Genomic DNA, 22,160 nt, shown 5'->3' with positions numbered 1-22,160 from the left:
TACAGAGGCGCCGCGCGCCGCCACAGCACCCGGATCGGCGAGGAGCCCGGCAAGGGCGGCGTCGACGGCCCGGCGCAACCCTCCGCGGTCGAGCAGCGCCTCGAAGGCATCCATGGTCACCACGAACCCGGGCGGCACCGGAGCACCGGCCCGGGTCATCACGATGAGCGCGGCGCACTTGCCGCCGAGCCTGCCCGTCCCGGCCTCGGCAGAGCTGTGAACGCGAGGGTGTACGGAGAGTTCACGCGCCTCTCACTCCCTGCCACGGACTTCACCGCATGGCCGTCAGGCCGTTCCGGCCGTGCCCCGTTCCGCGAAGGCACAGCCAGCCCCCTGAAGGCCAGCCCATGACGCCCCACGCCCTCCCGCAGCGGGTCATGGCGCCCGGCGGATGCCGTGGTGCGGCCGGCGTCGGAACTGCGGGCGGCGCTGCGACACCCTGCGTGACATCGCCGACCGGATCGACGAAGGGCTGCGCCGATGGCGGCCCGGCGGCCGCCGGGCCGGAGTCTTCGCACACCTGAACCTCGACACTGGGCGGCTGACCTGGATCAACGCCGGCCACCCGCCGCCGCTCCTGATCCGCGTCCTGCACGTCGCCCCACGCCCGCCGGCGCGGCGAGGAGGGCTTCAGGGCGTGGGTGGAGGGCCCCATGCAGGCCGCCGACTCCACGATCTGCCTCCGCTCCGGCCGAGCGGAACGATCTGCATCACCGGCTCCTCGCGTCAGTGCGGTTCGAGGTGGTGGGCGAAGGCCGCGACCAGGGACGGGTCGTTGAAGGCGGTGATTCGGGCGATGCGGTCTGCGCGCTGGGTCAGGACCTGGATGCCGTACGGTTCGTACCGACCGCCGCCCGCGTGCTTGTGGACGACGAGGGCCGGCTGACCGTTGGCACGGGTGGGGGCCATTCGCCACAGGTGCGGGCGCAGGACGCGGGCGGACAGGAAGCCGATGACGGCTTGACGGCCGGTGAACCAGGTCGGGGTCGGGGGCATCTCCAGCTCGACGTCGGCGCGCAGCAGGTGCACCAGTGCGTCGGGGTCGGCGCGGGTGAAGGCGTTGACATAGTCGTCGAGGAGGCCGCGCTGGGTCTCCTGGTCCGGCTCGGCCAGGTCGTCGGCGACCGGTCCGGCATCGGCCAGGCGGGCCCGGGCGCGGCGGAGCGCGCTGTCCACGGCAGCGGTCGTGGTGTCCAGGATCTCGGCCACCTCGGCCGTCCGGAACCCGAGCACGTCGCGCAGGGTCAGCACGGCGCGCTGGCGGGCGGACAGGAACTGCAGTGCGGCGATGAACGCGAGGCGCACTCCCGTCCGCGTGGCCACGATCGCCGCGGGGTCGCCGACGCCGAAGCGTGCGTCCGGCGACGGCTGGAGCCAGGGCACTGCCGGCTCGCGGGGAGCCACCGCCACACGGTGATCGTCCGACGGCGCGCCCAGTCCCGATGGAAGAGGCCGCCGGGATCGCGTCTCCAAGGCCGTCAGGCAGGCCATGGTGGCGATCTTGTACAGCCACCGCCGCATCGAGGAACGGCCTTCGAAGCCGTCAAGCGCGCGCCACGCCCGTAGATAGGTCTCCTGGACCAGGTCTTCGGCGTCGTGGATCGAGCCGAGGAGTCGGTAGCAGTGCGCGAGCAGTTCTGGCCGGAACTGCTCGGCCAGAGCGGTGAACTCGGCGTTCGACGGCATCATGGGTTCTCCTCGGAGTGCGGCGGGGCCACCGTGCGCGTGGATCAGTCGATCGGGTTCAGCCCTGCGCCGTCGACCCGGTACTCCGGACCGCTGTCCGGGGCCTCGGCGAGCTCCACCACAGCCTTGCCGATCTGTTCCAGGGTGAGGATCGGCTGCCGTCCTTCGACGAAGGTTTCACGGGCTACGCCGGCACGCGCGGCGTAGCCCGTGACCCCTGCATCGCCCACCCCGCCGACCGGAGTCATGTTCGGCAGGAGTGTGACGAACCGGATGCCGAGCCCGGCCCGCTGCGACTCCTCGGCGCCGTACTGGCGCAGGTACCGGACGGCGGCCTTGGCACTGGCGTATCCGCCGCTGAGTGGGGAACCGCCCAGCGCGGCTCCGCTGGACATCGAGAGCACGACGCTGCCCGGCTTCAGCGGCGCTCGCAGAGCAGCCCCGGTCCAGGCGAAGACGTGCCGTGTGTCGACCTCCCAGTTGCGGCTGAAGGTCTCCCAGGTCTGCTCATGCACGGGCGCCATGTGGGGCGTTGCCCCGGCGTTGAGCACGAGGAGACCGGGCCGGTGGGTACGGATCACCTCCTCGGCGAGGGCTTCGCCGACGGCATCGGCGGCGACGGGCGTGAACATCGGGCCGAGCTCGCCGCGTACGGCGTGCAGCTCCTGTCCGTTGCGGGCGATACCGATGACATGGGTGCCACAGGCCACGAGCGCGGCGGCGATCGCGCGCCCGAAGCCGCGGCTCGCACCGGTGACGACGGCGGTCTGGAGGTGATCTGGCATCGGAGGCTCCACGTGCTGGTCGGGTTCGGTCGCCAATCAAGACCAGCGGGAGGAGGGAAAACCGTCGTCCCAGCGGAAGAATCTTTCGACGGCGCGGACGGCTCGCCTCCCGCGCCGTCCTCGAACGGGACACCGCCCGCACCGCCCGGACACCGGTGAACTGGCCGCCGGTAGGCGTGCTCGTAGCGGATCACCTCGCGCACCTGCTCGCCGCTGGGCGGGTCCAGGTCGCACAGCCGATTGAGCCCGCGGCGTACGAGGACGCGGTGGACGGTGGCGGGCGCGACGGTGATGCCGTGCAGTCGCTGGAGGACCGCAGCAAGGCGGGCGGGCCCGTGCTTGGTCCGGCGCCGCAGCGCCTCGATCAGATCCGCGACGTCTGCCGCGGTGCGGGCCGGGCTCGTGGCGGGCCGGGAGGAATGGTCCACAAGCCCGGCTTCGCCGTGCGCGCACCAGCGGGCACAGCGCTTGGCCAGGCGCACTCACATGATCGACGACGCCTTCCGGCGTCAGCGGGGCGTTGGGATGTCCTGCCGTATCAGCGCGTCGAGGTACCGGCTCAGAGTGTCCGTCACCGGCGTCATGAGGTGTGCTGTGACGTCGTGTGTACGGTGATCGTGCACAGTCTCTTGGTTGCACGCGTGAGGGCGACATACAGGTCGCGCTCGCCGCCGGGGCGCGCTGCGGCGATCTCCTCCGGGGCGACGACGACGATCGCGTCGAACTCCAGGCCGCGTGCTTCGGAAGCCGGCACCAGGCGGGCCCACCGCTCGACATCGGCCGACGCCAATTCCTCGAGCCGGTCCTCCGCGCAGATCACGGCGAGCAGGTCGTCCGAGTGTGCTGCCGCCTGCGTCCGAAGCTCCCCGGCCACGGTGGTGGCGACGGAGTGCGGGCAGGCGGTGAGGTGGCGGGGAGGATCGCCGTGGCGGATCGACCGGCTCGGCGTGTGGCCGGGGGCGATCCGCGCCAGCAGGCCGTGGGTGCTCGCAAGGATCTCCTGGGTCGTGCGGTAGCTGACGGTCAACGTGTGCAGGGAGAACCGGTTGCCGAGATGCGGGCCCAGCGCCTGGGACCAGTCGCTTGCCGCCGTCGCAGGGCCCGCCTGGGCGAAGTCACCCACCAGCGTCATCGACCTGGCCGGACACCGGCGCATCACCATCCGCCACTGCATCGCGGTCAGTTCCTGGGCCTCATCGACCACGACGTGTCCGAACGACCGCTCCGGCAGTCCGTCCACCAGGGCCGCCGCCTCGTCCAGCAGCGGTACGTCGGCATCCGTCCACGGGGCATCAGGCGAACGCACCAGCCGGGACCGTTCGTCGCGGGCGAGTGAGGGCAGATGCCTGCCCACCGTGCGAGCGTCCGCCAGCAGGGTCCGCACGACCCCTTCGGGTGTCAGTCGCGGCCAGAGGGCCTCCACCTCTCGGTCGACGTGGGCGTCGCCCGAGAGGTCCGCGCGGACGGCGTCCGCGTCGAACACCTCGGCCGGATCCGCGGCCGGCGCGTCGTCGAACCCGAGAGCCCGCAGATCGGCCTCGGCCGCGGCATCGAGGTCCAGGCCCGTGCTCTCGGCGATCTCGACGTCGATATGTGCGAGGGCTTCGACGGCGTCGCGCTCCAGAGCATCCGTGACCGCGCGGATCAGGTGCTCCTTGAACACCTCCCGCGCACGGTTGTGCGCCAGACCGCTCGCCACCGCGGCATCCCGCGCCGCCGCGACATCTACGCCCTCCAGCCGGACCGCCTGCTGCCCCACCCGCACCACGAAGCCGCCGGCAGGTGCCTGCAGGGAGTGCACCAGACCGGCGAGCGCCCCGGCCAGCGCGGAACTCCCCTTGAGACGCGCGACATCGAACGACTCCACAGCTACGGGCGCCAACCCGGCCAGCTCCGCGCACGTCGCCAGGAGCACCTCGTTCTCCCCCAGCGAGGGGAGCACCTGGGAAACATATTCGAGGAACCGCGCGTTCGGCCCGAGCACCAGCACACCGCGCGCGGCCGCTCCCGGGAACGCGTACAGCACATACGCCGCCCGGTGCAGCGCCACCACGGTCTTGCCTGTACCGGGGCCGCCCTGCACCACCGTCACCCCCCGATGCGGGGACCGGACGATCGCGTCCTGCTCCGCCTGCAACGTCGCCACCGCCGCACGCATCCGCCCCGTGCGCTGTGCCTCCAGTGCTTCCCGCAGCGGACCGTCGCCGACGATGTCGCCGACTGCGGCCGGCGATCCGTCCAGGAGCTCGTCGCTCACCCCACGTACCGCACGGCCCTCGACCCGCAGATGACGCCGGCGCCGCAGTCCCATGGGGTGGACGGTCGTCGCCTCGTAGAAGGGCCGCGCCGCGTCCGCTCGCCAGTCGACGAGCAGTGGCAGGTCGCGGTCCCCCACGTGCAGGCCGAGCCGTCCGATGTGCAGGACTGTTCCGTCCGCGCCATCGACCCTGCCGAACGCCAACCCCTCCTCGGCCCCCTCCAGCCCGCGAATCCGACGTGCCAGACGCTCTGCGGCGACATCGCGCGCGTACACCTCGCCCGCGCTGTCGGAAGACGACCTCAGCACATCCGCCAGCTGGGCCCGTGCATCCGCCAATCGCTCATCGAGCAGCCGGTACATGGCGGCCAGGTGGGCCTGCTCCACCTCGACCTGTCCTGCGGCATCCTTGTCGAACTGCGGCAACAGCGGCCCTCCTCTGGACTCGGCCCTCCACTATGCAGCCAGATTTCCATGAAAGTAAGGCTTGACTTACTTGTCCGAGTCGGCCGCCGCGGCCGGTCCGCGGCCAGGGTCCAGGTCTGGGCAGCCTTCGGACACCGCCGGACATGAGGACCAGCACGCCGTTGTCGCCGCTGGAGCGGCACCAGCCTCATGAGACGACACAGCCAAGACTCTGCGCCGCTCTTGCTGACATGAGGCGGTGTCTGCCGCCGTCTCGCCGCTGTCATGAGGTGACACAGCAGCCCGAAAGAGTTAGGAGGGCCAGGTGGGTCTCCTGTGGCCTCGTCGAGTTCCTTGCCGCTGGCGAACTCGTCGCGGACGGCGTGCCGGACGGTTGCCGCGTCCGAGTGGTGCACCAGCCCGGTGACCTGGTCATTCGGCCGGTGGCCACGCTGCCACCGGGCTTGTTCGACCACGTCCAGGACGAGGCTTGTGTGCCCCACGTGTGAGTGTTCGACGGTTCTCGCGGCGACGTGGCCGGGCCGGGGTCGCGGCCCAACCTGACTCAGTCGACCGCTTCCACGTACGACGCCAGATTCGCCAGCGAGGAGGCGATCCCGGCCTCGTGGACCGCTTGCTCGATGCCAGGTGGCACGTCCGTGGCTGTGACGGTCACCTCGGTTCCGTCACCGGCGGCAGCGAGGTGCCAGGTCATCGTCATGGTGCCCGCGTACGAGGGGTCGTCGGCCTCGAACACGGCCCTGTGCACAACGCGCTCCGGCGGCGCCAGCTCCGCAAACCCGACGTCGACGACATCCGTCGCGTCTGAAGTCTTGCCGGGGCTGTCGACGGGGTCGAGGTAGGTGAGGACCATCCGGAATCCGCCACCAGGCCGGGGATCCCACCGCTCGACCCGCCCGCGCATGCCTTCCGGCGGCAGCCAGGCCTCAAGGGACTCCCGGTCGAGGAGAGCGCCGTAGACAGTCGCCGGTGATGCCGCGATAACCCGGCTGGCGCGGTCGGTCCTACTCATGGCCCGAGTCTAGGTGTTCCGCCAAGCACGTCCCCCTTGAATGACCAACCGAAGAAGCCGCGGCCAGGCGTCAGACGCGACCAGACAAGTCGCCTGACACCGCGATCCTTGACTATTGCTCGTCCCGCCAGGGGCGTGCAGCTATCCCGCCACAGCCGAACGTCGACCGCCTGGTCGTCGACGCCTGGTCCCGCTCGCCGAGGCCGGGGCTCCGGCGCCTCCGCCTGAAAGCACGAGGCCTACGCCAACGACCTGGACGATCCCCGCGCGCTGATCGCGGTGTCCGCCGCCTCGAACCGGTCGAAGACCGACAAGGACCCCACCGAGTGGCTGCCCCCCTGCTCGCCCTACCGGCGCACGTACGTCACCAACTGGGTCGCCGACAAGACCCGTTACCAGCTCAGCGTCGACCCCGCCGAGAGCGAGAGACGAGCGGGGTAAAAGCGCAGGTGGAGGGTTTACGGGCTACCCACTGCGCACTGTGTTCGCGGATGAGCCGGCAGAAGGGGCAAGACAGGCGTCACGGAGTTGAGCCAGGGCCCGAGAACGAGCAGCGATTGTTCACCGGTTCGGGAGGCGCCGGACGAGCTCGCCAGGGACCGCCGGCTTGAGGGCGCGGGCTGTTCCACGGCAGAGAACGTGGTCTCAAATGCATCCATAAGGGTCGAATAGGAGGAATTCACTGTGGTACCCCGACAGGACACGCCACAGATCGGAGAACCCCCATGGTGATCAAGAAGATGCACGACATGGGCATCCGCAGCGAGCACGCCTACCTGGCCGGCTTGTCATCCATCGGTCTCAGCTTCGCGTCCTGGCTCGCCAGCCTCAAAGCCGAACAGGCCGGCATCGAGCGAGCCGACCGGTGGGGAATCTTCGTCGGCGAGTGGGCACCGACGTTCATAGGCCTCGGCCTGGCACTCTCCCACTACGAACAGCAGGAGGGCTCCCTCAACGGCTCCCTGCACGTGGTGAAGCAGGCCGGCTGACCCGCCAGCCGCTCACCGACACTCTCGCCCGCTGAGCAGCCGTCCGGCCCGTCACCACGGCGAAATGGGCGACGGGCCGGACAAGGGCCACGTGAGAGCGGACACCGCAAGATCCTTGTAGGCGGACACCGCAGGTCCCGCTCCGCCGCCGAGCTGGCGGGGGTCGACCCCAAGACCGTGCGGAGGTGCGCACGGACACGGACCGTCCGGTCGACGCGGCGGTCGTCCGGCCGAAGCTGATCGACCCGTTCATGCCGAGGATCGAGGAGTGGGTCGAACGCTCGCAGGGCAGGGTGCGGGCGGACAACTGCTGGAAGCGCAGATCAAGGGCGGCGACGAGGCGACCCGCCGCAACCACCGCAAGATGGCCCAGCTGCCGTCCGGGAAGACTTTCGAGTCGTGGCGGGAGGCCGACTCCTCGATCCCGCCGCCGACCCAGCACGCGCTCACGACGCTGGAATGGGTCACCCGGGCGGAGAACTTGGCGGTCGCGGGACCAAGCGGTGCTGGGAAAAGTCACCTGGCGGAAGCGTTGGCGAACAAGGCGATCGACCGGGGCATGAAGGTCGCCTGGTTCACCCTGGAGTCGCTGACCGCCCACCTCGGGCGGGCAACCGTCGACAACACGGTCTCCAAGGCCATCACGAAGATCACCAGGTGTGACCTCATCATCGTCGACGACATCGGCATGCTGCCGTCCGGGCAAGCCGCAGCCGAGGCCTTCTACCGCGTGATCGACGCCGCCTACGAGCGCCGGTCCGTGATCGCGACCTCGAACCTCCATCCGTCAGGATTCGATTCGATCATGCCGAAAACGCCGGCCACCGCCGCCGTTGACCGACTCCTGCACCATGCTCACATCGTCCTGACCGACGGGTCCTCGCTGCGGCTGACCCAGGCCACCAGCGGTCAGGGCGTCGTCTCCCACGCCCCGGTCGGCTGACCGCTGTCTCCTCAGACGGGCTCCGGAAGCGGACCAAGGTGCTTGATCACACGCTCACGCAGGAGGAGGTATTCCTCCCAGCGGCGGGGCAGCGGGCCCGGCGGCCGCTCGACGACACGGGCAGCCGTGACGATCTGCCCGCGCTGGAACTGTTCGAGTGTCAGGTCGAGTTCCACCCCGCTGGGCAGCCGGTTCCACCAGTGGAAACCGCGCTGGGTCCCGTCAAGGTGCACCTCGCCGACTATGAGGTCGCCGCCGAAGACGTCGTTGACGATCAAGGCGGTGATGTCGCAGTGCCCCCAGGCCGGGTTGTCCGGCTGCCAGTCGGCCTGGTCGTCGGGCGAGCAGGTGTCGGCGGCCCAGCCGGCACGCAGGGCCCTGTCGAGATCAAGCAGGTTCCAAGGGGTTGTCATGCCGCCAGCATCGCAGCCACCACTGACATCACAGACGGCGCAGGCGCACGGCACGGCCGTCCCGACCCTCTGCACGGATACAGTCGAACGGAGGACGAACAGTCATACCGGACAGGGAGATCAACTGTCCGTCGGCAGGGACCTGAAATGACCGCTCACCCGGACAGGCTGATGTTCGTGGACACCCTCCACAGTCGGTCTCGGCATGCCGGCCTTCGCCGACATCGCCAACCGCACCACCGCTACATCGACGGACCAGCTCCGTCGCTGAAATCCTTCCGACTGGGATCCCGAGGATGTGGTCGTACTCGGGGCAGCATCGGACATCACCCCACTTGGGCGGTGCAGATCGACGTCTCCGGGCTGATCGACGGCACCGCAGAGGTTCACCAGATGATCGCTCTGCCGCTTCAGCATGGAGGCGTGGCAACGGACGGCTGCGCCCCCGCCCATGGAGCCTGCCGGAAATCCTGTCTGAAGCAGTGATCGACGGCCTGTGCTTCTTCGGCTTTCGCGGCTACCCCGCCACCAGCGCCGGGGTCCGCCTCCAAACGGATCTTGACCACAACAGAAATGTCGCGAGTGTGACCAAGTGCGTATGTCACGCTTCCCATTTGGTTCGACATTAAATTACACTGAGGGGTGCCGCAAAATTCAAGGAGTCCTTGTGGAGAGCATCGAATCGGCCGACGTTTGCACGCAGCACTCTGTGCGCGTCTTCAGTAGTGCGGCACGGTGGCTGACTGAGCAGGTCGGGCAGGAAATTCGACGCGAGACCGGGATGTGGCAGATCCACTACGAGATGCTCTCTTGGCTGGCGGAAGCTCCTGAGGGGCAATTGGGCCTCACCAAGTTGGCCCGGCGGATGGGCATATCGACCAGCAGACTCTCTCATCTGGTGGACCGCACACGGGAGCACGGCTGGGTGGAACGGGTACCGGATCCCGTCAGCCGTCGCATCGTCCTGGCGCGGTTGACCGGTGCGGGAAGAGCTGCCTTGCGGACCGCAGCTCCCCTTCAGCTCGCCTGCGTGCGCTCTCATTTCCTCGATCGTTTGACGCCTGCCCAGGTTGAGCAACTGCGTGAAATCAGTGAGGCACTTATCGGGCCGGTGGACCACCACGACGAAGGCGTCGGTGCGGATTCGGAATACTCGGAACGGTCAGCCTGACGTCGCCTTCCGCCACCACAACTCGGTAATTGCGCTTCGCCCGTGAGGAAGTGCATTCGCAGGCGACGTTTCTGTCCTCGGACGTTCCGCGTGCCGACGTCACTTCCCGGGATCGTCATTGGCGTCGCGCACCACGCGCATGGCATCGGCGAGCTTGCCCAATCCGTCGCGGCCGAGAGGGGCGAGGACTCGATCGCGCAGAATCCCCGTAACGGTCTCGGCTGTGGCCCGGGCCGTGTCCTTGCCCAGGTCCGTCAGTTCGAGGTAGATGAGGCGCCGGTCTTCCGCACAGGTCATACGCCGAGTCAGACCGGCCGCACAGAGCCGGTCGGCAAGCTTGGTGAACCCGCCACTGGACATGCGTGTCTCGTGTGCCAGGCGTGTCATCGGCATCCGGTTCTTGGGCGCGGTGAGCAAGCGCACCAGAACCTCGGCGGCGCCTTGGCGGAGGTTGAAGCGCTCGGCCAGTTCGCTCGCGAGAGAGTCCTGCGTGGCCTGGAAGCCCTGCATCACCAGCATCCACCCGTCGAGCAGCTCACGGTCGATGCTCTCGCCGCCACCACGGACGTCGCCACTGGCGGAGGGCGGCGTGGGCTCCGCCCTCCGCCGCCCTCTCGTCTCTCTCTCCATGCCAGTCTCAACGCGCCGGCGGCGCAGATGTTCCTGCTGACTCAGACGGACAGGCCCGGCCGTGCCAGGACGGCGCGGGTCGCCAGCCCGCTGAGAATGCCGAGGCCGACGGCCGAGGCCGCCCACCAGGGGGCCCAGGGAAGGAGGCCGATGGCCTGGTCGACCGACCAGCGTCCGGGCCCGGTGAGCGTCAGCACGGCCGGCAGGACCGTCAGGACGAGTGGGTACTCGTAGCCGTCGTGCTGCACCCAGAGCCCGTTGCGCCACTTCACCGTGGCCGCGACCGTCATGACTCCCGCCGAGATGGTGGCCGCCACAGGGGTGAGCGCTCCCGCGCTGAGCAGCAGACCTGCGGTGATCTGCCCCAGGCCCGCGGCGGCCGCGGTGAGCCGGCCGCCACGGAACCCGTCCGCTCGGAACTCCGCAGCTCCACCCTCGATCCCGTGACCTCCCAGGCGGTGGCTGACCTTCTGGATCCCGTGCCCGGCGAACAGCAGGCCGACGACCAGCCTCAGGATGAGCAGTCCGGTGTTCATCACACTCTCCTCGTGCGTGGTGGGTGGTGCGGTAGAGATCGGGTGCGGTGTTTCAGAGCACGAAGCAGGTGTCGAAGAGCTCGGTCGGAGCCTCCGGCGCGAAGCCGCGCTGGGCGCGCCAGTGCCGGTGCTGCTCGGACTCGGCGACGGCCTGGCCGAGCAGCTCCGCCTGTCGCGCGCCCGAGATACTGGGCTTGACGGTGGCCTGGTAGCCCCCGTAGTGGGCGACCGGACTCCAGGCCGGGCTGATCGCCGGTATCGACTCGTCCAGGCCCTCGTACTCTGCGGCGGCGTACACGATGCGTCCGCCGGTGACGGTCAGGAGGGACTCGATGTGCGGGATGTCCTGCTCCGGGACGGTGAAGAAGTCGTCGGAGAGGACGGCGAGGTCGCCGTAGAAGCCGGGCTTGAGGATGCCCTTGACGTCCTGCTCACCGGTGAGTTGGGCGCCGGCCTGGGTGTACATGGTCAGTGCCGTCTCCCGGCTGACGCGGTTCTCCGGCGGGTAGATCGTCAGGTCGCCGATGGTCCGGCCGGAGACGAGCCAGTGCAGCGCGACCCACGGATTGTAGGAGGACACCCGGGTGGCGTCCGTGCCCGCGCCGACGGTCAGGCCGCGCTCCAGCATGGCGCGCACCGGGGGCGCGTCCGCTGCGGCAGCGGCGCCGTAGCGGCGTACGAACGCCTCGCCCTGGAAGGACATGCGGTTCTGGACCGACATCGCGCCGCCTAGTGCCGCGACGCGGTCCAGGCTCTCGCCCGAGACGGTCTCCGCGTGGTCGAACAGCCAGGGGTTGCCGGCAGGGAAGAGGCCCTCGGCGGCGAGCTTCTCGAAGACCGCGAGGTCGCGGCGGATCGTCTCGTCGTAGGTGGCGTGCAGCCGGAAGCCCCAGCCGTTCTCCGTCAGCAGCCGCACGGCCTTCTCGAAGTCGCCCTCGTAGCCCGCGGCCAGCTCGGGCCTGGGCTCGGTGAAGTTCTCGAAGTCGGCCGCCGACCAAGTCAGGTTCTCTCCGGCGCCGTTGAGCCGGAGCCATGCGTCGCCGTCTCCGGGCTTGACCATGTCGATCCAGCGCCTGAGGTCGTCGATCTCCTGTCCCGGGGTCTGCGGGAAGAGGTGGTAGGCGATGCGCAGCGACAGCTGGCCGGCCTTGGCGAGGTCGATGACGGTGCCGTAGTTGTCGGGGAAGTTCTGGAAGCCGCCGGCCGCGTCGATGGCCGAGGTGAGACCGAACCGGTTCAGCTCGCGCAGGAAGTGGCGGGTGGAGGTCTTCAGGTCCTCGCCCTGCAGGGTCGGTGCCGCGGCGAGGGTGGAGTACAGGATCAGCGCGCTGGGGGCGGCCAGGAGCATGCCGGTCGGCTCCCCGTCACGGCCGCGCACGAGCTGGCCGCCCTTGGGATCGGGCGTGGCCTTGGTGTATCCCGCCGCCTTCAGCGCCGCGCGGTTCATCAGGGCGGACTGGTACAGGTGCAGCACGAACACCGGTGTGTCCGGAGCGGCCGCGTTCAGCTCGGCCAGGGTCGGCAGGCGCTTCTCGGCGAACTGGTCCGCCGACCATCCGCCGACCACCCTGACCCACTGCCCCTTGGGGGTGCGGGCGGCCTGCTCGCGCAGCATCGCCAGGGCCTGACGCAGCGTCGGTACGCCGTCCCAGCGCAGTTCAAGGACGTAGTTCAGGCCGCCGCGGATCACGTGCAGGTGGGAGTCGTTGAGGCCGGGCACGACCCGGCGGCCCAGCGCGTCGACCACTCGGGTCCGGCCGCTGATCAGTCGGGCGACGTCATTGTCGTCACCGACCACGGTGACCTTGCCGTCCTTGATGGCGACGGCGCCGGCCCGGGGGTTTGTCGGGTCGCCGGTGTAGAGCTTGGCGTTGCGGATCACGAGGTCGGCGACGTGGTCGTCGCTGACAGGGGGGAGGCCGGCCACGGGCATAGTTGCCATGGACATCATCTCCAATGAGCAGGCCCAAAAAATGGGCGGTGGGGGGGGTGAAGCGGCTGCTGGAGCCGCAACGGGGGGACTGCCAGGCGGGCTTGAGTCAGCCCGCGGACGGCCCGCGTGGTACGGCCAGGACGGCGGCAGCGGTACCGAACGTGCTTGCCAGCAGAGGCCAGCCGAGCCCCGTGTGCTGCACGAGCAGGGCTCCGCCGAACGCGCCTGCCAGCATCGCCAGCACCGAGGCCAGTCGACGGCCGGCACGCGGATTGGTACCGCCTGCCAGGGTCGAGTCGGACGCGAGTCCGGTCAGCGTCAGGGTCAGCACCGTCGTGGTCACATCCGGGACGGCGAGTTTGCGGACCGTCCCGTTGCGCAGACCCATGGCCAGCGCGATCAGTGCGATGAGCGCATGGAGCGCATGGCTTGCGACGAAGGCGACGGTGGTGGCCGTGGCCAGCAGCACCGTTTCCAGCAGCAGGACGCAGCGCAGCCGGTTCGGCGACGTGCGGCCCAGCGCGGTTCCCAGACGGCCGGCCGCTCCCGCTCCGACCAGGAAGGCGGCCAGTGACACCAGCGAGCCGAGCACCGAGAAGCCGGGGACGCCGGCGGCGGCGAAGCCGATGATGACCACGTTGCCGGTCATGTTCGCGGTGAAGACGTGGCCCAGCCCCAGATAGCTGACCGCGTCGATGAGCCCGCTCACCGCCGTCACGGTCATCAGGGCCGGCAGCAGCGGTTCACGACCGCCCGGCGCGCCGGGCGCCGAGGAATGATTGAGGTTCACTGTCGTTTCCTTCGGTCACGGCCCATGCCGGGTTCGGTTTGCTCGCGCACGAGAACGTGGGCCGTCCGTGGGCCGGCCGCTCGGTGGCAGGCCCGCTGCTTCTGGGACGCGGGATGACCTCTGCGCCGCTGCATCTCCGGGACGGCGGGTACTGCGAGGTCTTGGACTGCGGGCCGGCGCCGGCCCAGGGGGCGGGGTGCCCTCGGGCCGGCGACCCGGTGGATCAGCCCGCGGCGTGGGCGCCGATGACGGACTGGGCGTAGACGACGCCGAGACCGTAGGCGCCGCCGTGCTCCTTGACGATCTCCATGACAGGGAGGTACGTCTCGGCACGGGCCCAGTCGCGCTGCAGCTCGAGCAGGACCTGGATCCAAGTCACCGGCACGGCACCGGCACTGACCATCCGCTCGATGGCGTGCTCGTGAGCCTGCGGGGTGACACCGCCGGAGGCGTCGGCCACGACGTACACCTCGTAGCCCTGTCCGAGCGCGGACAGCACGGGGAGAACGATGCACACCTCGGTCCACAGGCCCGAGATGACGATCTTCCGGCGGCCGGTGGCCTTGATCGCCTCGACGACCGCGCTGTCCTCCCAGGCGTTCATCGTGGTGCGGTCGATGATCTCCTGGCCGGGGAAGACCTCGGCCAGCTGGGGCAGGAGCGGGCCGGAGAAGGACTCGGCGGCCACGGTGGTCAGCACCGTCGGCACGCAGAACGCCCTGGCCGCCTTCGCCAGGCCCACGGTGGCATTGACGATCGCGGTGCGGTCGCCGCTGGCGGTCCCGAAGAACATCTGCGGCTGGTGGTCGACGAACAGCATCACCGAGTTCTCGGGGGTCAGCAGGTCCGGGCTGGGGGCGGCCTTGACATTGGCGACGTTGAACATGATGGGTTCCTCTTGTTCTGAAGAGAGCGGGGACACGCGTCCTGCGTGCCTGCCGGGGGGCCGGCCGAAGAAGCGGCCGATCCGCGCGAGCAGTCCCTGCGGTCGGTTCTCGGATGCCGGCATCGCGGCCTCCTGGGGTGTCTCGTGAGGACGGGATCCGTCCCCGAGTGGGACGCCCATATCAATTAATCTTCCAAGCCAGATGTTTCTGCGCAAGAGGTTGAACGGTGAACTACTCGGTGAGGTGTCTCACGTTGCCGACGTGCGCTTCCGGGCGTCTCGCTGTCGTACGCGCGCGCAGACAGCGGCCACGAGGGCGCTCGAGGTGCTCGGAATCTGATGTGTGGATCTACGAGCCCATCGGCCTGGGCCGACCACGCCGCAAGCCCGACCAGGTCGTCGCAGACAAGGCCTACGGTTCCCTCGACTTCCGCGCCTACCTGCGTAAACGCGGGATCGCGCACGTCAATCCCGAGAAGACCGACCAACGACGGCGCCGGCACAACCGCTGCCGCCGCGGCGGCAGACCGCCAGGGTTCGGCCGGGAGATCTACCGCCGACGCAACATGATTGAGCTGCCGTGCTTCAACCGGCTCAAAGGCTTCCGCGGCATCGCCACCAGATACGGGAAGACCGCCACCTCCCACGAAGCGGCGGTCACACTCGCGTCAATTCTGTTGTGGTCAAGATCCGTTTGAAGACGAACCCTGGTTCAGGAAAGTCACCAGACCGAAGCTGATCGCGCCCGACCAGATGCTCCGGGGCATCGCAGACCTCCGTGATGACCCACTCGGACGGAGACCTCCCCAGGTGCCTACGAGTGGCGGCGCTGAGCTGCTGTTCAGCCAGCGCCAACAGATCACGCGCAGGCCAGAGTCAGGAAGGCTTCATGGATGTCGTCGCGGACCTCCCAGCGGATCCGCAGGCGGCGGAACCAGTGCAGGTGGGCAAAGGCGCGCTCCAGCGTTGAGTCCTGAGCCCGGAGCCGTGCCCGGTGCCGCGCCGGGCGATGACCGGCTTCACGCCAAGGGCCCAGACGAGGCGGCGGTACTTGTCGTGGTCGTAGCCGCGGTCACCGAGCACTGAGTCCGGGCGGCGCCTGGGTCGGCCGCGGTTGCCGCGTACGGGCGGAACTGCTTGCAGCAGTGGGATGAGCTGAGTGACGTCGTTACGGTTGCCACCGGTCAGCGCAGCCGCCTGCGGGATGCCGGTGGCGTCGGTGATCAGGTGGTGCTTGCTGCCAGGGGTCGGCCTCGCATCGCCGGGCGTACCGCCGTGCTGGCGGGCGTCATCGCCGGGCCGCACCTGTCCGGTCGCCGGGTGAGCAGGGCCGCAACGGCCGCATCGCCACCGGCACCACAGTGGTGGCGAGACACTCGACGCGCCGGCCGGCGAAGTCGGTGTGCAGTGCGGCGGGGTACGGAGCGTCCGCGGTCATCGGGGTGATCAGCTCCAGGCGGATTCGGAGACCGAACGCCACTTCGCATCGGACTCGGCGAGAGCCGCACCGGCGGCGTCCCAGTACTGCACGGCGTCCTTGCCGAGCAGGATCCGTACCGGGGCGTCGTCGCGGCCGGAGAGGTCGGCGATGATTTCGGCGATCCGGGCCGGGTCGGCGGAGTTGGCCGCCGCCGCTTCCGGGTCGGAGTTACGGATCATGTCGGCGAACGCGCCGACGGTCTGCCGATAGGGCTCGCTGATCGGCGGGATGCTCATCGACGGGCCGGCCCAGTCGGTACGCATGCCGCCCGGCTCCAGCACGGTGACCTTCACGCCGAACGGCGCGATCTCCTGAGCCAGGACGGTGGCAAACCCGCCGACCGCCCACTTCGCGCTCTGGTAGGCGGCCAGACCGGGCGAGCCGACCCGGCCGCCGAGCGAGGACACCTGGAAGATGTGCCCCGCGCCCTGCTCGCGCAGTATCGGCAGGACCGCCTTGGTGACGTAGACGACGCCGTAGAAGTTGGTGTCGATCTGCGCCCGGAAGTCGGCCAGGGTCACGTCCTCGACGGCGGCGGTGTCGCCGTAGCCGGCGTTGTTGACCACCACGTCGTAGCGGCCGAACGCGGCGAGACCGGTCTGCACGGCCTTCTTGACGTCGTCCGGGTTCGTGACATCCAGAGCCAGCGGCAGCACCCGGTCGCCATAGCCGTCGACAAGGTCACCGAGCTGCTCGGGCCGACGGGCGGTCGCGACCACTCGGTCGCCGGCCTTCAGCGCGTTCTCGACGATCGCGCGGCCCAAGCCGCGAGAGCTACCGGTGACGAACCAGACCTTGGACATGACTTCTTCTTCCTGTTGGAGAACCGATGAGCCTCCCGCCCCGCACATTTGCGTACCGGAGGTCCCTTACGACCGCAAAGTTAAGGGACCGACGGTACGGTGTCAAGGGACTGCTAGTCCCTTATGATGTGAGGCGTGACCACGTTCCAGCGCGCCCGCAGCGAGGAAGCCAGGGAGATACGCCGGCAGGCGATCCTGGACACCGCAGCGCAGATGCTCGCCGAAATGCCGACCAGCGCCGTCACCCTCAACGAGTTGAGCCGCCGAAGCCGGCTCGCCAAATCGGGATTCCTCAAGTACTTCGAATCCCGCGAGGCCGTCCTGCTGGAACTGCTCGACCGAGCCTGGAAACAGTGGATCGCCGAACTCGGCGTACACCTCGACGAAGACGTCGACACGGCATGGTCGTCGACACGGCGGGGAACCGAGGTCGCCGCCGTCCTGACCCGGACTCTCAGCGAACGGCCGCAGCTGTGTGACCTGCTCAGCGCCCAGGCAGGAGTCCTGGAACACAACGTCTCCGCCGAAGTCGCCGGCCGCTACAAAAAGGCCGCCGTCGCCAACGTCGCCGCCCTCACCGAACTGGTCCGCGCCCGGCTGCCCGAACTCGGACCCGCCGCCGCGGAACAGCTCTGCGCCCAGATCATCATGGCCACCGGCGCCGTCTGGACCCACTCCCGGCCTTCCACCGGCATGATCGCCGCCTACGAAGCCGACCCCGAACTAGCGAAAATGCGCCTGCCCTTCACCGCCACGCTGGAACGCATGACCACCACCCTGATCCTCGGCGCACTCACCCTCGCCGCGAACGCCGGCACAGGAACCTGACTGCCGCGGGTCGGCACGTTGTGGACGGGCGAACCGGCTTGCGGACGGGCACCGTACTGCGCGGGAGACACGTTGATCACCTGCCAATGGCCCCTCTTTCAGGCGGCGTTCGCGTCCATGAGGTGGTCGGTGACGCTGCGGGGTTCGCGGCCCAGCAGCTCGGCGAGCAACGGATCCACTCCCGCGAAGCGGCCTTGTCGGGCGGCCCGGAAGGTGGTGAGCGTCATCCGCGCCATTGCCTCCGGGGTACCGGCGGCGACCTTGTCCGCGATCCAGGCCTCGTCGTCCAGCGTGACGCGCGTGACCTCATGGCCACTGGCCTGCGACGCCATGACTGCGACGTCGTCGAACGTCACGGCCTGGCCGGCGGTGAGCGTGACCGGGCCGTCGAAGGTTAGGTCGCCGGCCAGGATGACCGCTGCCGCTTCGGCGACGTCCGGCCGGTCGGTCCAGGAGACCGGCCCGTCCTCCGGGGCCGTGATGGTGCCGGTCCGCTGCCACGGCCCCAGCAGCCAGCTCAGGCTGTGGGCGTAGAAGCCGTTGCGCAGCGAGGTCCACGCGACGCCCGAGTCGGCCAGGAGCTGCTCGGTGGCGGCGTGGTCGCGGGCCGGGTGGAAGGGGCTGTCGGCACCGGCGCCCTGGTGGCTGGTGTAGAGGATGCGCCCGGCTCCGGCGGCAACGGCGGCCTCGATGCCCACGCGGTGCAGGGCGACGGCATCGGCGTGCGGATCATTGGAGGAGACGAGCAGGATCTGCGCGGCGCCCTCGAAGGAGTGCCGCAGCGCGGCCGGGTCCTCGTAGGAACCCTGCCGTACCCGCACGCCACGGTCGGCGAAGTGCTGTGCCTTGGCGACATCACGGACGCTGACGCCGATCTGCTCGGCGGGCACGCGCTTGAGGAGGTGCTCGACGGTGGCGACGTTCAGCGCACCGGTCGCTCCAGTGACGACGATCACGGGATTCCTTCCGTTTCCGCGGTACGCCGGGCGCATGCGGGGTGGCGTCAGTGGCCGCGCAGGAGCGGCAATTCAAGCTCGCTCGATCGAAGAGACAGGGCCCAGTTGCACGGGTGGGCAGCCCGATGTGTCGGATGAACCCGCCGGGCAGGCTCCGCCGGCGATCACCTCGGGAGTCACCGGCCAGGATCGCGTGGCGTCCGCGTACTTGCGGGTCGGCCACCGTCTTCTGTCAGCGTGTGGTCCCGATCAGCCCGGCGGCCTTTTCGGCGATCATGATCGTGGGGGCGTTGGTGTTTCCGCCGATGACAGTCGGCATGACGGAGGCGTCGACGACACGGAGCCGCTCGGCTCCGTAGACCTCCAGATCCGGACTGACGACGCAGTCCTGGCCGGTTCCCATGGCACAGGTGCCCACCGGGTGGTAGGCCGTGGCACTCCATCTGCGGACGTGCTCCTCCAGAGCCGTGTCGTCCAGGCCGTCGCCGGCCGGCAGGTACGGCCGTGCCAGGCAGTCGGCGAACGGTGTACAGCGGGCGATCTCCATCACCGCCCTGAGTCCGGCGACCGTGAGCGAGGTGTCCGCGGGGGCGTCGAAGTACCGGGGATCGATCAGCGGTGGGGCCTGGGGATCGGCCGAAGCCAGACGGACGGTGCCGCGGGTCTGCGGATGCAGGGGGACGCAGTTCATCGTGAACACCGGCCGGTCAGGTTGGACCTCGCCGCTGAGAACGAGTGCCGTGGCCCCTCCCATCAGCTGGACGTCCGGACGGTGTCGGCCGTCCGTGACGGTGAGGAACGCGCCGACCTCGCCGTAGTTGGAGGCGAACGGCCCGTCGCCGTGGGCGCGCCATCGTTCGAGGTTGTCCGGGGTGAGCAGGTCCCGGACGATGTCGGTGGAGTTCCGGGTCTCCCACACCACGGGAGTCATCAGATGGTCCTGCAGGTTGCGCCCGACCCCGGGCAGGGGGATCCGGACGTCTATGCCCACGTCGCGCAGCTCGCCGGGATCGCCTATGCCCGACAGGAGCAGCAGCTGGGGCGAGTTGACGGATCCGCCGCAGAGCAGGATCTCCCCGTCGGCGTGAGCCGTCCGCTCCTGCCCGTCCCGGAGGTGGGTGACGCCCACCGCGCGTGAGCCGTCGAAGGTGATCCCGGTGGCCAGGGCGCCGGTGCGTACCGTGAGATTGGGACGGCCCAGGGCCGGACGCAGGTAGGCGTCGGCCGTGGACCACCGCCGGCCGTGACGGCACGTCACCTGGTACAGGCCGGCGCCGGCCGGGGACACTCCCGCGAAGTCGTCGTTGCGGTCCAGTCCCCATGCCACGGCGGCGTCCAGCCAGGACCGGGAGAGTTCGTGAGTGTAGACGCGGTCCTCGACGTGCAGGGGCCCGTCCACACCGTGGAAGGGCCCGCCGAGGCGGCTGTTCGACTCGGCCATCCTGAAATGGGGCAGGACGTCGTCGTAGCCCCAGCCTTCGGCTCCGTGCTCGTCACGCCAGCTGTCGTAGTCGTGCCGGCTGCCCCGGGTGTAGATCATGACGTTGGTGGACGACGAGCCGCCCAGGGTCCTGCCCCGGGGCCAGGAGAAGGTGCGGCCCGGGGCGGGCTGCTCGACCGTCCGGTAGCTCCAGTCGCTCTGCGATCCGAAGAGCATGCCTAGCGCGGCCGGGATGTGGAGCAGCTCGTCGGTGTCGGGGCCTCCCGCTTCGAGGAGCAGGACGCGGACGCGTTCGTCGCGGCTGAGGCGGTCCGCGAGAACGCAGCCCGCGCTGCCGGCGCCGACAATGACGTAGTCGAACCCTTCGGTTCCGGTGCAATTCATGGTGGCTTCCTCGCCTGGCGGAGAGCCGTCGCCCGGTTCGCCCGGACCGGCCGGCGCATGCCCGCCGTGGCATCAGGGGTGGTAGACCGACTGGAACTGCTGGTATGCCTGGAGTCCCTCGGGCCCCAGTTCGCTGCCGAGTCCGCTGGCCTTCCTGCCCCCGTAGGGGGAGGCGAGATCGGGAAGGTAGCCGTTGAGCCCGACGGTGCCGGTCCGAAGGCGGCGGGCCACCTGGGCACCGTGGTCCACGTCCGTGGTCCATACGGTGCCCGCGAGGCCGTAGGCCGACTCGTTCGCCAGGCGCACCGCCTCGTCCTCGCCGTCGTAGGGCGTGACGGTGAGGACCGGGCCGAAGATCTCCTCCTGCGCGATGGCCGACGAGTTCTGGACGTCGGCGAACACGGTGGGTTCGACGAACCAGCCCCGGTCCAGTCCGGGTGGGCGGCTTCCTCCGGTGGTGAGCCTGGCCCCTTCGTTGAGGCCGGTCTTGACATGCCTCAGGACCCGTTCGCGCCGGCGCTCGCTGACCAGCGGGCCGATCTGGGTTGCGGGGTCGAGCGCGTCGCCGACGACGGCGTCACGGGCCATCGCCGTGCAGAACTCGACCACGTCCTGGTACCTGCTGCGGGGGGCCAGGATCCTGGCACTCGCGTAACAGGTCTGGCCGTTGTTCAGCAGACTGGCCATGAAGAACTGCTCCGCGTGCGCGGTGAGGTCGGCGTCGTCGAGGACGACGGCGGCGGACCTGCCTCCCAGTTCCAGGGTCACCGGCCGCAGCAACTCGGCGCATGCGGCGGCCACCTGGCGCCCCGCCCTGGTGGATCCGGTGAACGAGACCTTGTCGATGCCAGGATGGGAGACCAGGTACGCGCCGGTCTCGCGGCCGCCCGGAACGATGTTGATCACACCGCCGGGGATGCCCGCCTCCTCTGCCGCCTCCGCCAGCAGCACCGAGTCGAGGACCGTCTCCGGAGCCGGCTTGAGGACGAGCGCGCAGCCGGCCGCCAGAGCCGGGGCCGCTTTGAAGAAGGCGATGGTCTGAGGGAAGTTCCAGGTCATGACGGCGGCTGCGACGCCTGCGGGTTCCCGGCGGACCAGAGTGGTGCCCCGGGGCAGTGCGGGGCGCAGTTCCTCGGGCGTCATGCCGTCGGCCAGCCCCGCGTAGTAGCGCAGCAGCGCCGAGGGCACCGCACCCTCGAAGGACAGCGCGACAGTGATCGGCATGCCGTTCTGCGCGCTGACGGCGGCGGATGTCGCCTCCCTCCTGGCGTCGAGCGCATCCGCGAGACGGATCATCGCGGCCGCGCGGCGTGCAGGGTCCCAGGACGCCCATCCGGTGGGTGCGTCGAACGCGGCACGAGCGGCTCCGACCGCCCGGTCGACGTCTCCCGGGGAACCGTCCGGCGCGGCACCGAGATGATCGCCGGTACTCGCGGACGCGACGTTGATGACACGGTCACCGGACGCGTGCACCCAGCGCCCGCCGATGAACAGATGATTGGGATCCATGGTGAACTCTCCCCACGGCACGGCCCTGGGACCACGGCACTCCGCGGTGTTCGATACGTGAATGACCAGCGGGCACAAGGGCGCCCAGCGCGGCACGCAGGCCACTGCCGGTCATGGCTTTCCTGCACGGTGGGCCCGCACGCAGAACCCGCGGGTGGGCCACCTCTGCGACGCCCCTGACGCCTGGTCCCGGCTCCTGGGGGCGCTTTCACGGTTCACGACTGAATGAATGCGACGCTACACCCATCTGGGGTAATCTGTCACCAGATCGTATAAATGCTGACGAAAACGCCTTGGTCATC

At 69.6% G+C, this 22,160-nt stretch carries 21 protein-coding genes and 4 pseudogenes; 8 read left to right on the top strand and 17 right to left on the bottom strand.

The annotated features are described in order from the left end of the window. Positions 1–9: 9 nt before the first annotated feature. A pseudogene (locus tag ACFY0K_RS37170) lies at positions 10–180 on the bottom strand (PEP/pyruvate-binding domain-containing protein); the annotation flags it as partial. Positions 181–391: 211 nt separating this feature from the next. Here ACFY0K_RS37170 and ACFY0K_RS37165 point away from each other — a divergent pair. Then, positions 392–643, top strand: a pseudogene (locus ACFY0K_RS37165) (SpoIIE family protein phosphatase); the annotation flags it as partial. Between the two features lie 83 nt (positions 644–726). Here ACFY0K_RS37165 and ACFY0K_RS37160 read toward each other — a convergent pair. The 5 genes and pseudogenes from ACFY0K_RS37160 to ACFY0K_RS37140 form a co-directional block, all read right to left on the bottom strand. Then, positions 727–1,689 (bottom strand): RNA polymerase subunit sigma-70, encoded by a 963-nt coding sequence (locus ACFY0K_RS37160; protein ID WP_390643564.1) that lies wholly within the window; start codon positions 1,687–1,689, stop codon positions 727–729. 41 nt (positions 1,690–1,730) lie between these two features. Beyond that, the gene (locus tag ACFY0K_RS37155; protein WP_390643563.1) at positions 1,731–2,471 is read right to left on the bottom strand and encodes an SDR family oxidoreductase; all 741 of its coding nucleotides are present in this window, start codon (positions 2,469–2,471) and stop codon (positions 1,731–1,733) included. Between the two features lie 269 nt (positions 2,472–2,740). After that, positions 2,741–2,953: pseudogene (locus ACFY0K_RS37150) on the bottom strand (helix-turn-helix domain-containing protein); the annotation flags it as partial. A 98-nt stretch (positions 2,954–3,051) separates the two neighbouring features. Further along, positions 3,052–5,154 carry a HelD family protein gene (locus ACFY0K_RS37145; RefSeq protein WP_390643562.1) on the bottom strand — a complete coding sequence of 701 codons (2,103 nt, stop codon included), beginning with the start codon at positions 5,152–5,154 and terminating at the stop codon, positions 3,052–3,054. Between the two features lie 544 nt (positions 5,155–5,698). Further along, positions 5,699–6,166, bottom strand: coding sequence for an SRPBCC family protein (locus ACFY0K_RS37140; protein ID WP_390643561.1), 468 nt, complete (start codon positions 6,164–6,166; stop codon positions 5,699–5,701). A 279-nt stretch (positions 6,167–6,445) separates the two neighbouring features. Between ACFY0K_RS37140 and ACFY0K_RS37135 the strand changes: the two genes are divergently transcribed. From ACFY0K_RS37135 to ACFY0K_RS37125, 3 genes are all read left to right on the top strand, one after another. Beyond that, positions 6,446–6,607 (top strand): hypothetical protein, encoded by a 162-nt coding sequence (locus ACFY0K_RS37135; protein ID WP_390643560.1) that lies wholly within the window; start codon positions 6,446–6,448, stop codon positions 6,605–6,607. Positions 6,608–6,891: 284 nt separating this feature from the next. Further along, positions 6,892–7,155, top strand: coding sequence for a hypothetical protein (locus ACFY0K_RS37130; RefSeq protein ID WP_390643559.1), 264 nt, complete (start codon positions 6,892–6,894; stop codon positions 7,153–7,155). 268 nt (positions 7,156–7,423) lie between these two features. Continuing rightward, entirely contained in the window at positions 7,424–8,098 is a 675-nt protein-coding gene (locus ACFY0K_RS37125) for an ATP-binding protein (RefSeq protein ID WP_390643558.1), read from the top strand. Between the two features lie 11 nt (positions 8,099–8,109). Here the strand turns inward: ACFY0K_RS37125 and ACFY0K_RS37120 are convergent, their stop codons facing one another. After that, the gene (locus ACFY0K_RS37120) at positions 8,110–8,511 is read right to left on the bottom strand and encodes a hypothetical protein (protein WP_390643557.1); all 402 of its coding nucleotides are present in this window, start codon (positions 8,509–8,511) and stop codon (positions 8,110–8,112) included. A 342-nt stretch (positions 8,512–8,853) separates the two neighbouring features. Here ACFY0K_RS37120 and ACFY0K_RS37115 point away from each other — a divergent pair, with 342 nt between their 5' ends. Next, on the top strand, positions 8,854–8,997 hold the full coding sequence (locus ACFY0K_RS37115; protein ID WP_390643556.1) for a hypothetical protein: 144 nt from the start codon (positions 8,854–8,856) through the stop codon (positions 8,995–8,997). A 181-nt stretch (positions 8,998–9,178) separates the two neighbouring features. Then, on the top strand, positions 9,179–9,682 hold the full coding sequence (locus ACFY0K_RS37110; RefSeq protein ID WP_390643555.1) for a MarR family winged helix-turn-helix transcriptional regulator: 504 nt from the start codon (positions 9,179–9,181) through the stop codon (positions 9,680–9,682). 99 nt (positions 9,683–9,781) lie between these two features. Here ACFY0K_RS37110 and ACFY0K_RS37105 read toward each other — a convergent pair whose 3' ends face one another. From ACFY0K_RS37105 to ACFY0K_RS37085, 5 genes are all read right to left on the bottom strand, one after another. Then, positions 9,782–10,312: a MarR family winged helix-turn-helix transcriptional regulator gene (locus tag ACFY0K_RS37105; RefSeq protein ID WP_390643554.1), complete on the bottom strand. Its 531-nt coding sequence runs from the start codon at positions 10,310–10,312 to the stop codon at positions 9,782–9,784. Between the two features lie 41 nt (positions 10,313–10,353). Continuing rightward, a complete protein-coding gene (locus ACFY0K_RS37100) occupies positions 10,354–10,848 on the bottom strand; it encodes a DoxX family protein (protein ID WP_390643553.1) in 495 nt (164 codons plus the stop codon). 52 nt (positions 10,849–10,900) lie between these two features. Then, positions 10,901–12,790, bottom strand: coding sequence for an amidohydrolase (locus ACFY0K_RS37095; RefSeq protein WP_390643552.1), 1,890 nt, complete (start codon positions 12,788–12,790; stop codon positions 10,901–10,903). Positions 12,791–12,887: 97 nt separating this feature from the next. Continuing rightward, positions 12,888–13,505: a YoaK family protein gene (locus tag ACFY0K_RS37090; protein WP_390643689.1), complete on the bottom strand. Its 618-nt coding sequence runs from the start codon at positions 13,503–13,505 to the stop codon at positions 12,888–12,890. Between the two features lie 289 nt (positions 13,506–13,794). Then, positions 13,795–14,457: a hydrolase gene (locus ACFY0K_RS37085; protein WP_382724381.1), complete on the bottom strand. Its 663-nt coding sequence runs from the start codon at positions 14,455–14,457 to the stop codon at positions 13,795–13,797. 341 nt (positions 14,458–14,798) lie between these two features. Between ACFY0K_RS37085 and ACFY0K_RS37080 the strand changes: the two genes are divergently transcribed. After that, positions 14,799–15,155, top strand: coding sequence for a transposase (locus tag ACFY0K_RS37080; RefSeq protein WP_390643551.1), 357 nt, complete (start codon positions 14,799–14,801; stop codon positions 15,153–15,155). A 138-nt stretch (positions 15,156–15,293) separates the two neighbouring features. Here ACFY0K_RS37080 and ACFY0K_RS37075 read toward each other — a convergent pair. Both ACFY0K_RS37075 and ACFY0K_RS37070 read right to left on the bottom strand, forming a co-directional pair. Beyond that, positions 15,294–15,738, bottom strand: a pseudogene (locus ACFY0K_RS37075) (transposase); the annotation flags it as partial. A gap of 165 nt (positions 15,739–15,903) precedes the next feature. Continuing rightward, positions 15,904–16,740 (bottom strand): SDR family NAD(P)-dependent oxidoreductase, encoded by an 837-nt coding sequence (locus ACFY0K_RS37070; protein WP_390643550.1) that lies wholly within the window; start codon positions 16,738–16,740, stop codon positions 15,904–15,906. Between the two features lie 135 nt (positions 16,741–16,875). Here ACFY0K_RS37070 and ACFY0K_RS37065 point away from each other — a divergent pair, with 135 nt between their 5' ends. Further along, positions 16,876–17,568: a TetR family transcriptional regulator gene (locus tag ACFY0K_RS37065; protein WP_390643549.1), complete on the top strand. Its 693-nt coding sequence runs from the start codon at positions 16,876–16,878 to the stop codon at positions 17,566–17,568. A gap of 98 nt (positions 17,569–17,666) precedes the next feature. Here the strand turns inward: ACFY0K_RS37065 and ACFY0K_RS37060 are convergent, their stop codons facing one another. The 3 genes from ACFY0K_RS37060 to ACFY0K_RS37050 all read right to left on the bottom strand — a co-directional run bounded on the left by ACFY0K_RS37060 (position 17,667) and on the right by ACFY0K_RS37050 (position 21,858). Beyond that, on the bottom strand, positions 17,667–18,524 hold the full coding sequence (locus ACFY0K_RS37060; RefSeq protein ID WP_390643548.1) for an SDR family oxidoreductase: 858 nt from the start codon (positions 18,522–18,524) through the stop codon (positions 17,667–17,669). Between the two features lie 232 nt (positions 18,525–18,756). Continuing rightward, entirely contained in the window at positions 18,757–20,349 is a 1,593-nt protein-coding gene (locus ACFY0K_RS37055; RefSeq protein WP_390643547.1) for a GMC family oxidoreductase, read from the bottom strand. 72 nt (positions 20,350–20,421) lie between these two features. Next, positions 20,422–21,858 carry an aldehyde dehydrogenase gene (locus ACFY0K_RS37050; protein WP_390643546.1) on the bottom strand — a complete coding sequence of 479 codons (1,437 nt, stop codon included), beginning with the start codon at positions 21,856–21,858 and terminating at the stop codon, positions 20,422–20,424. Positions 21,859–22,160: the final 302 nt, after the last annotated feature.

Origin of the sequence: Streptomyces sp. NPDC001507 (genome assembly GCF_042894765.1) — a bacterium.
Lineage (GTDB): Bacteria > Actinomycetota > Actinomycetes > Streptomycetales > Streptomycetaceae > Streptomyces.
The sequence above is the reverse complement of the archived record's forward strand: the minus strand, read 5'-3'. Positions and strand labels throughout refer to the sequence as shown.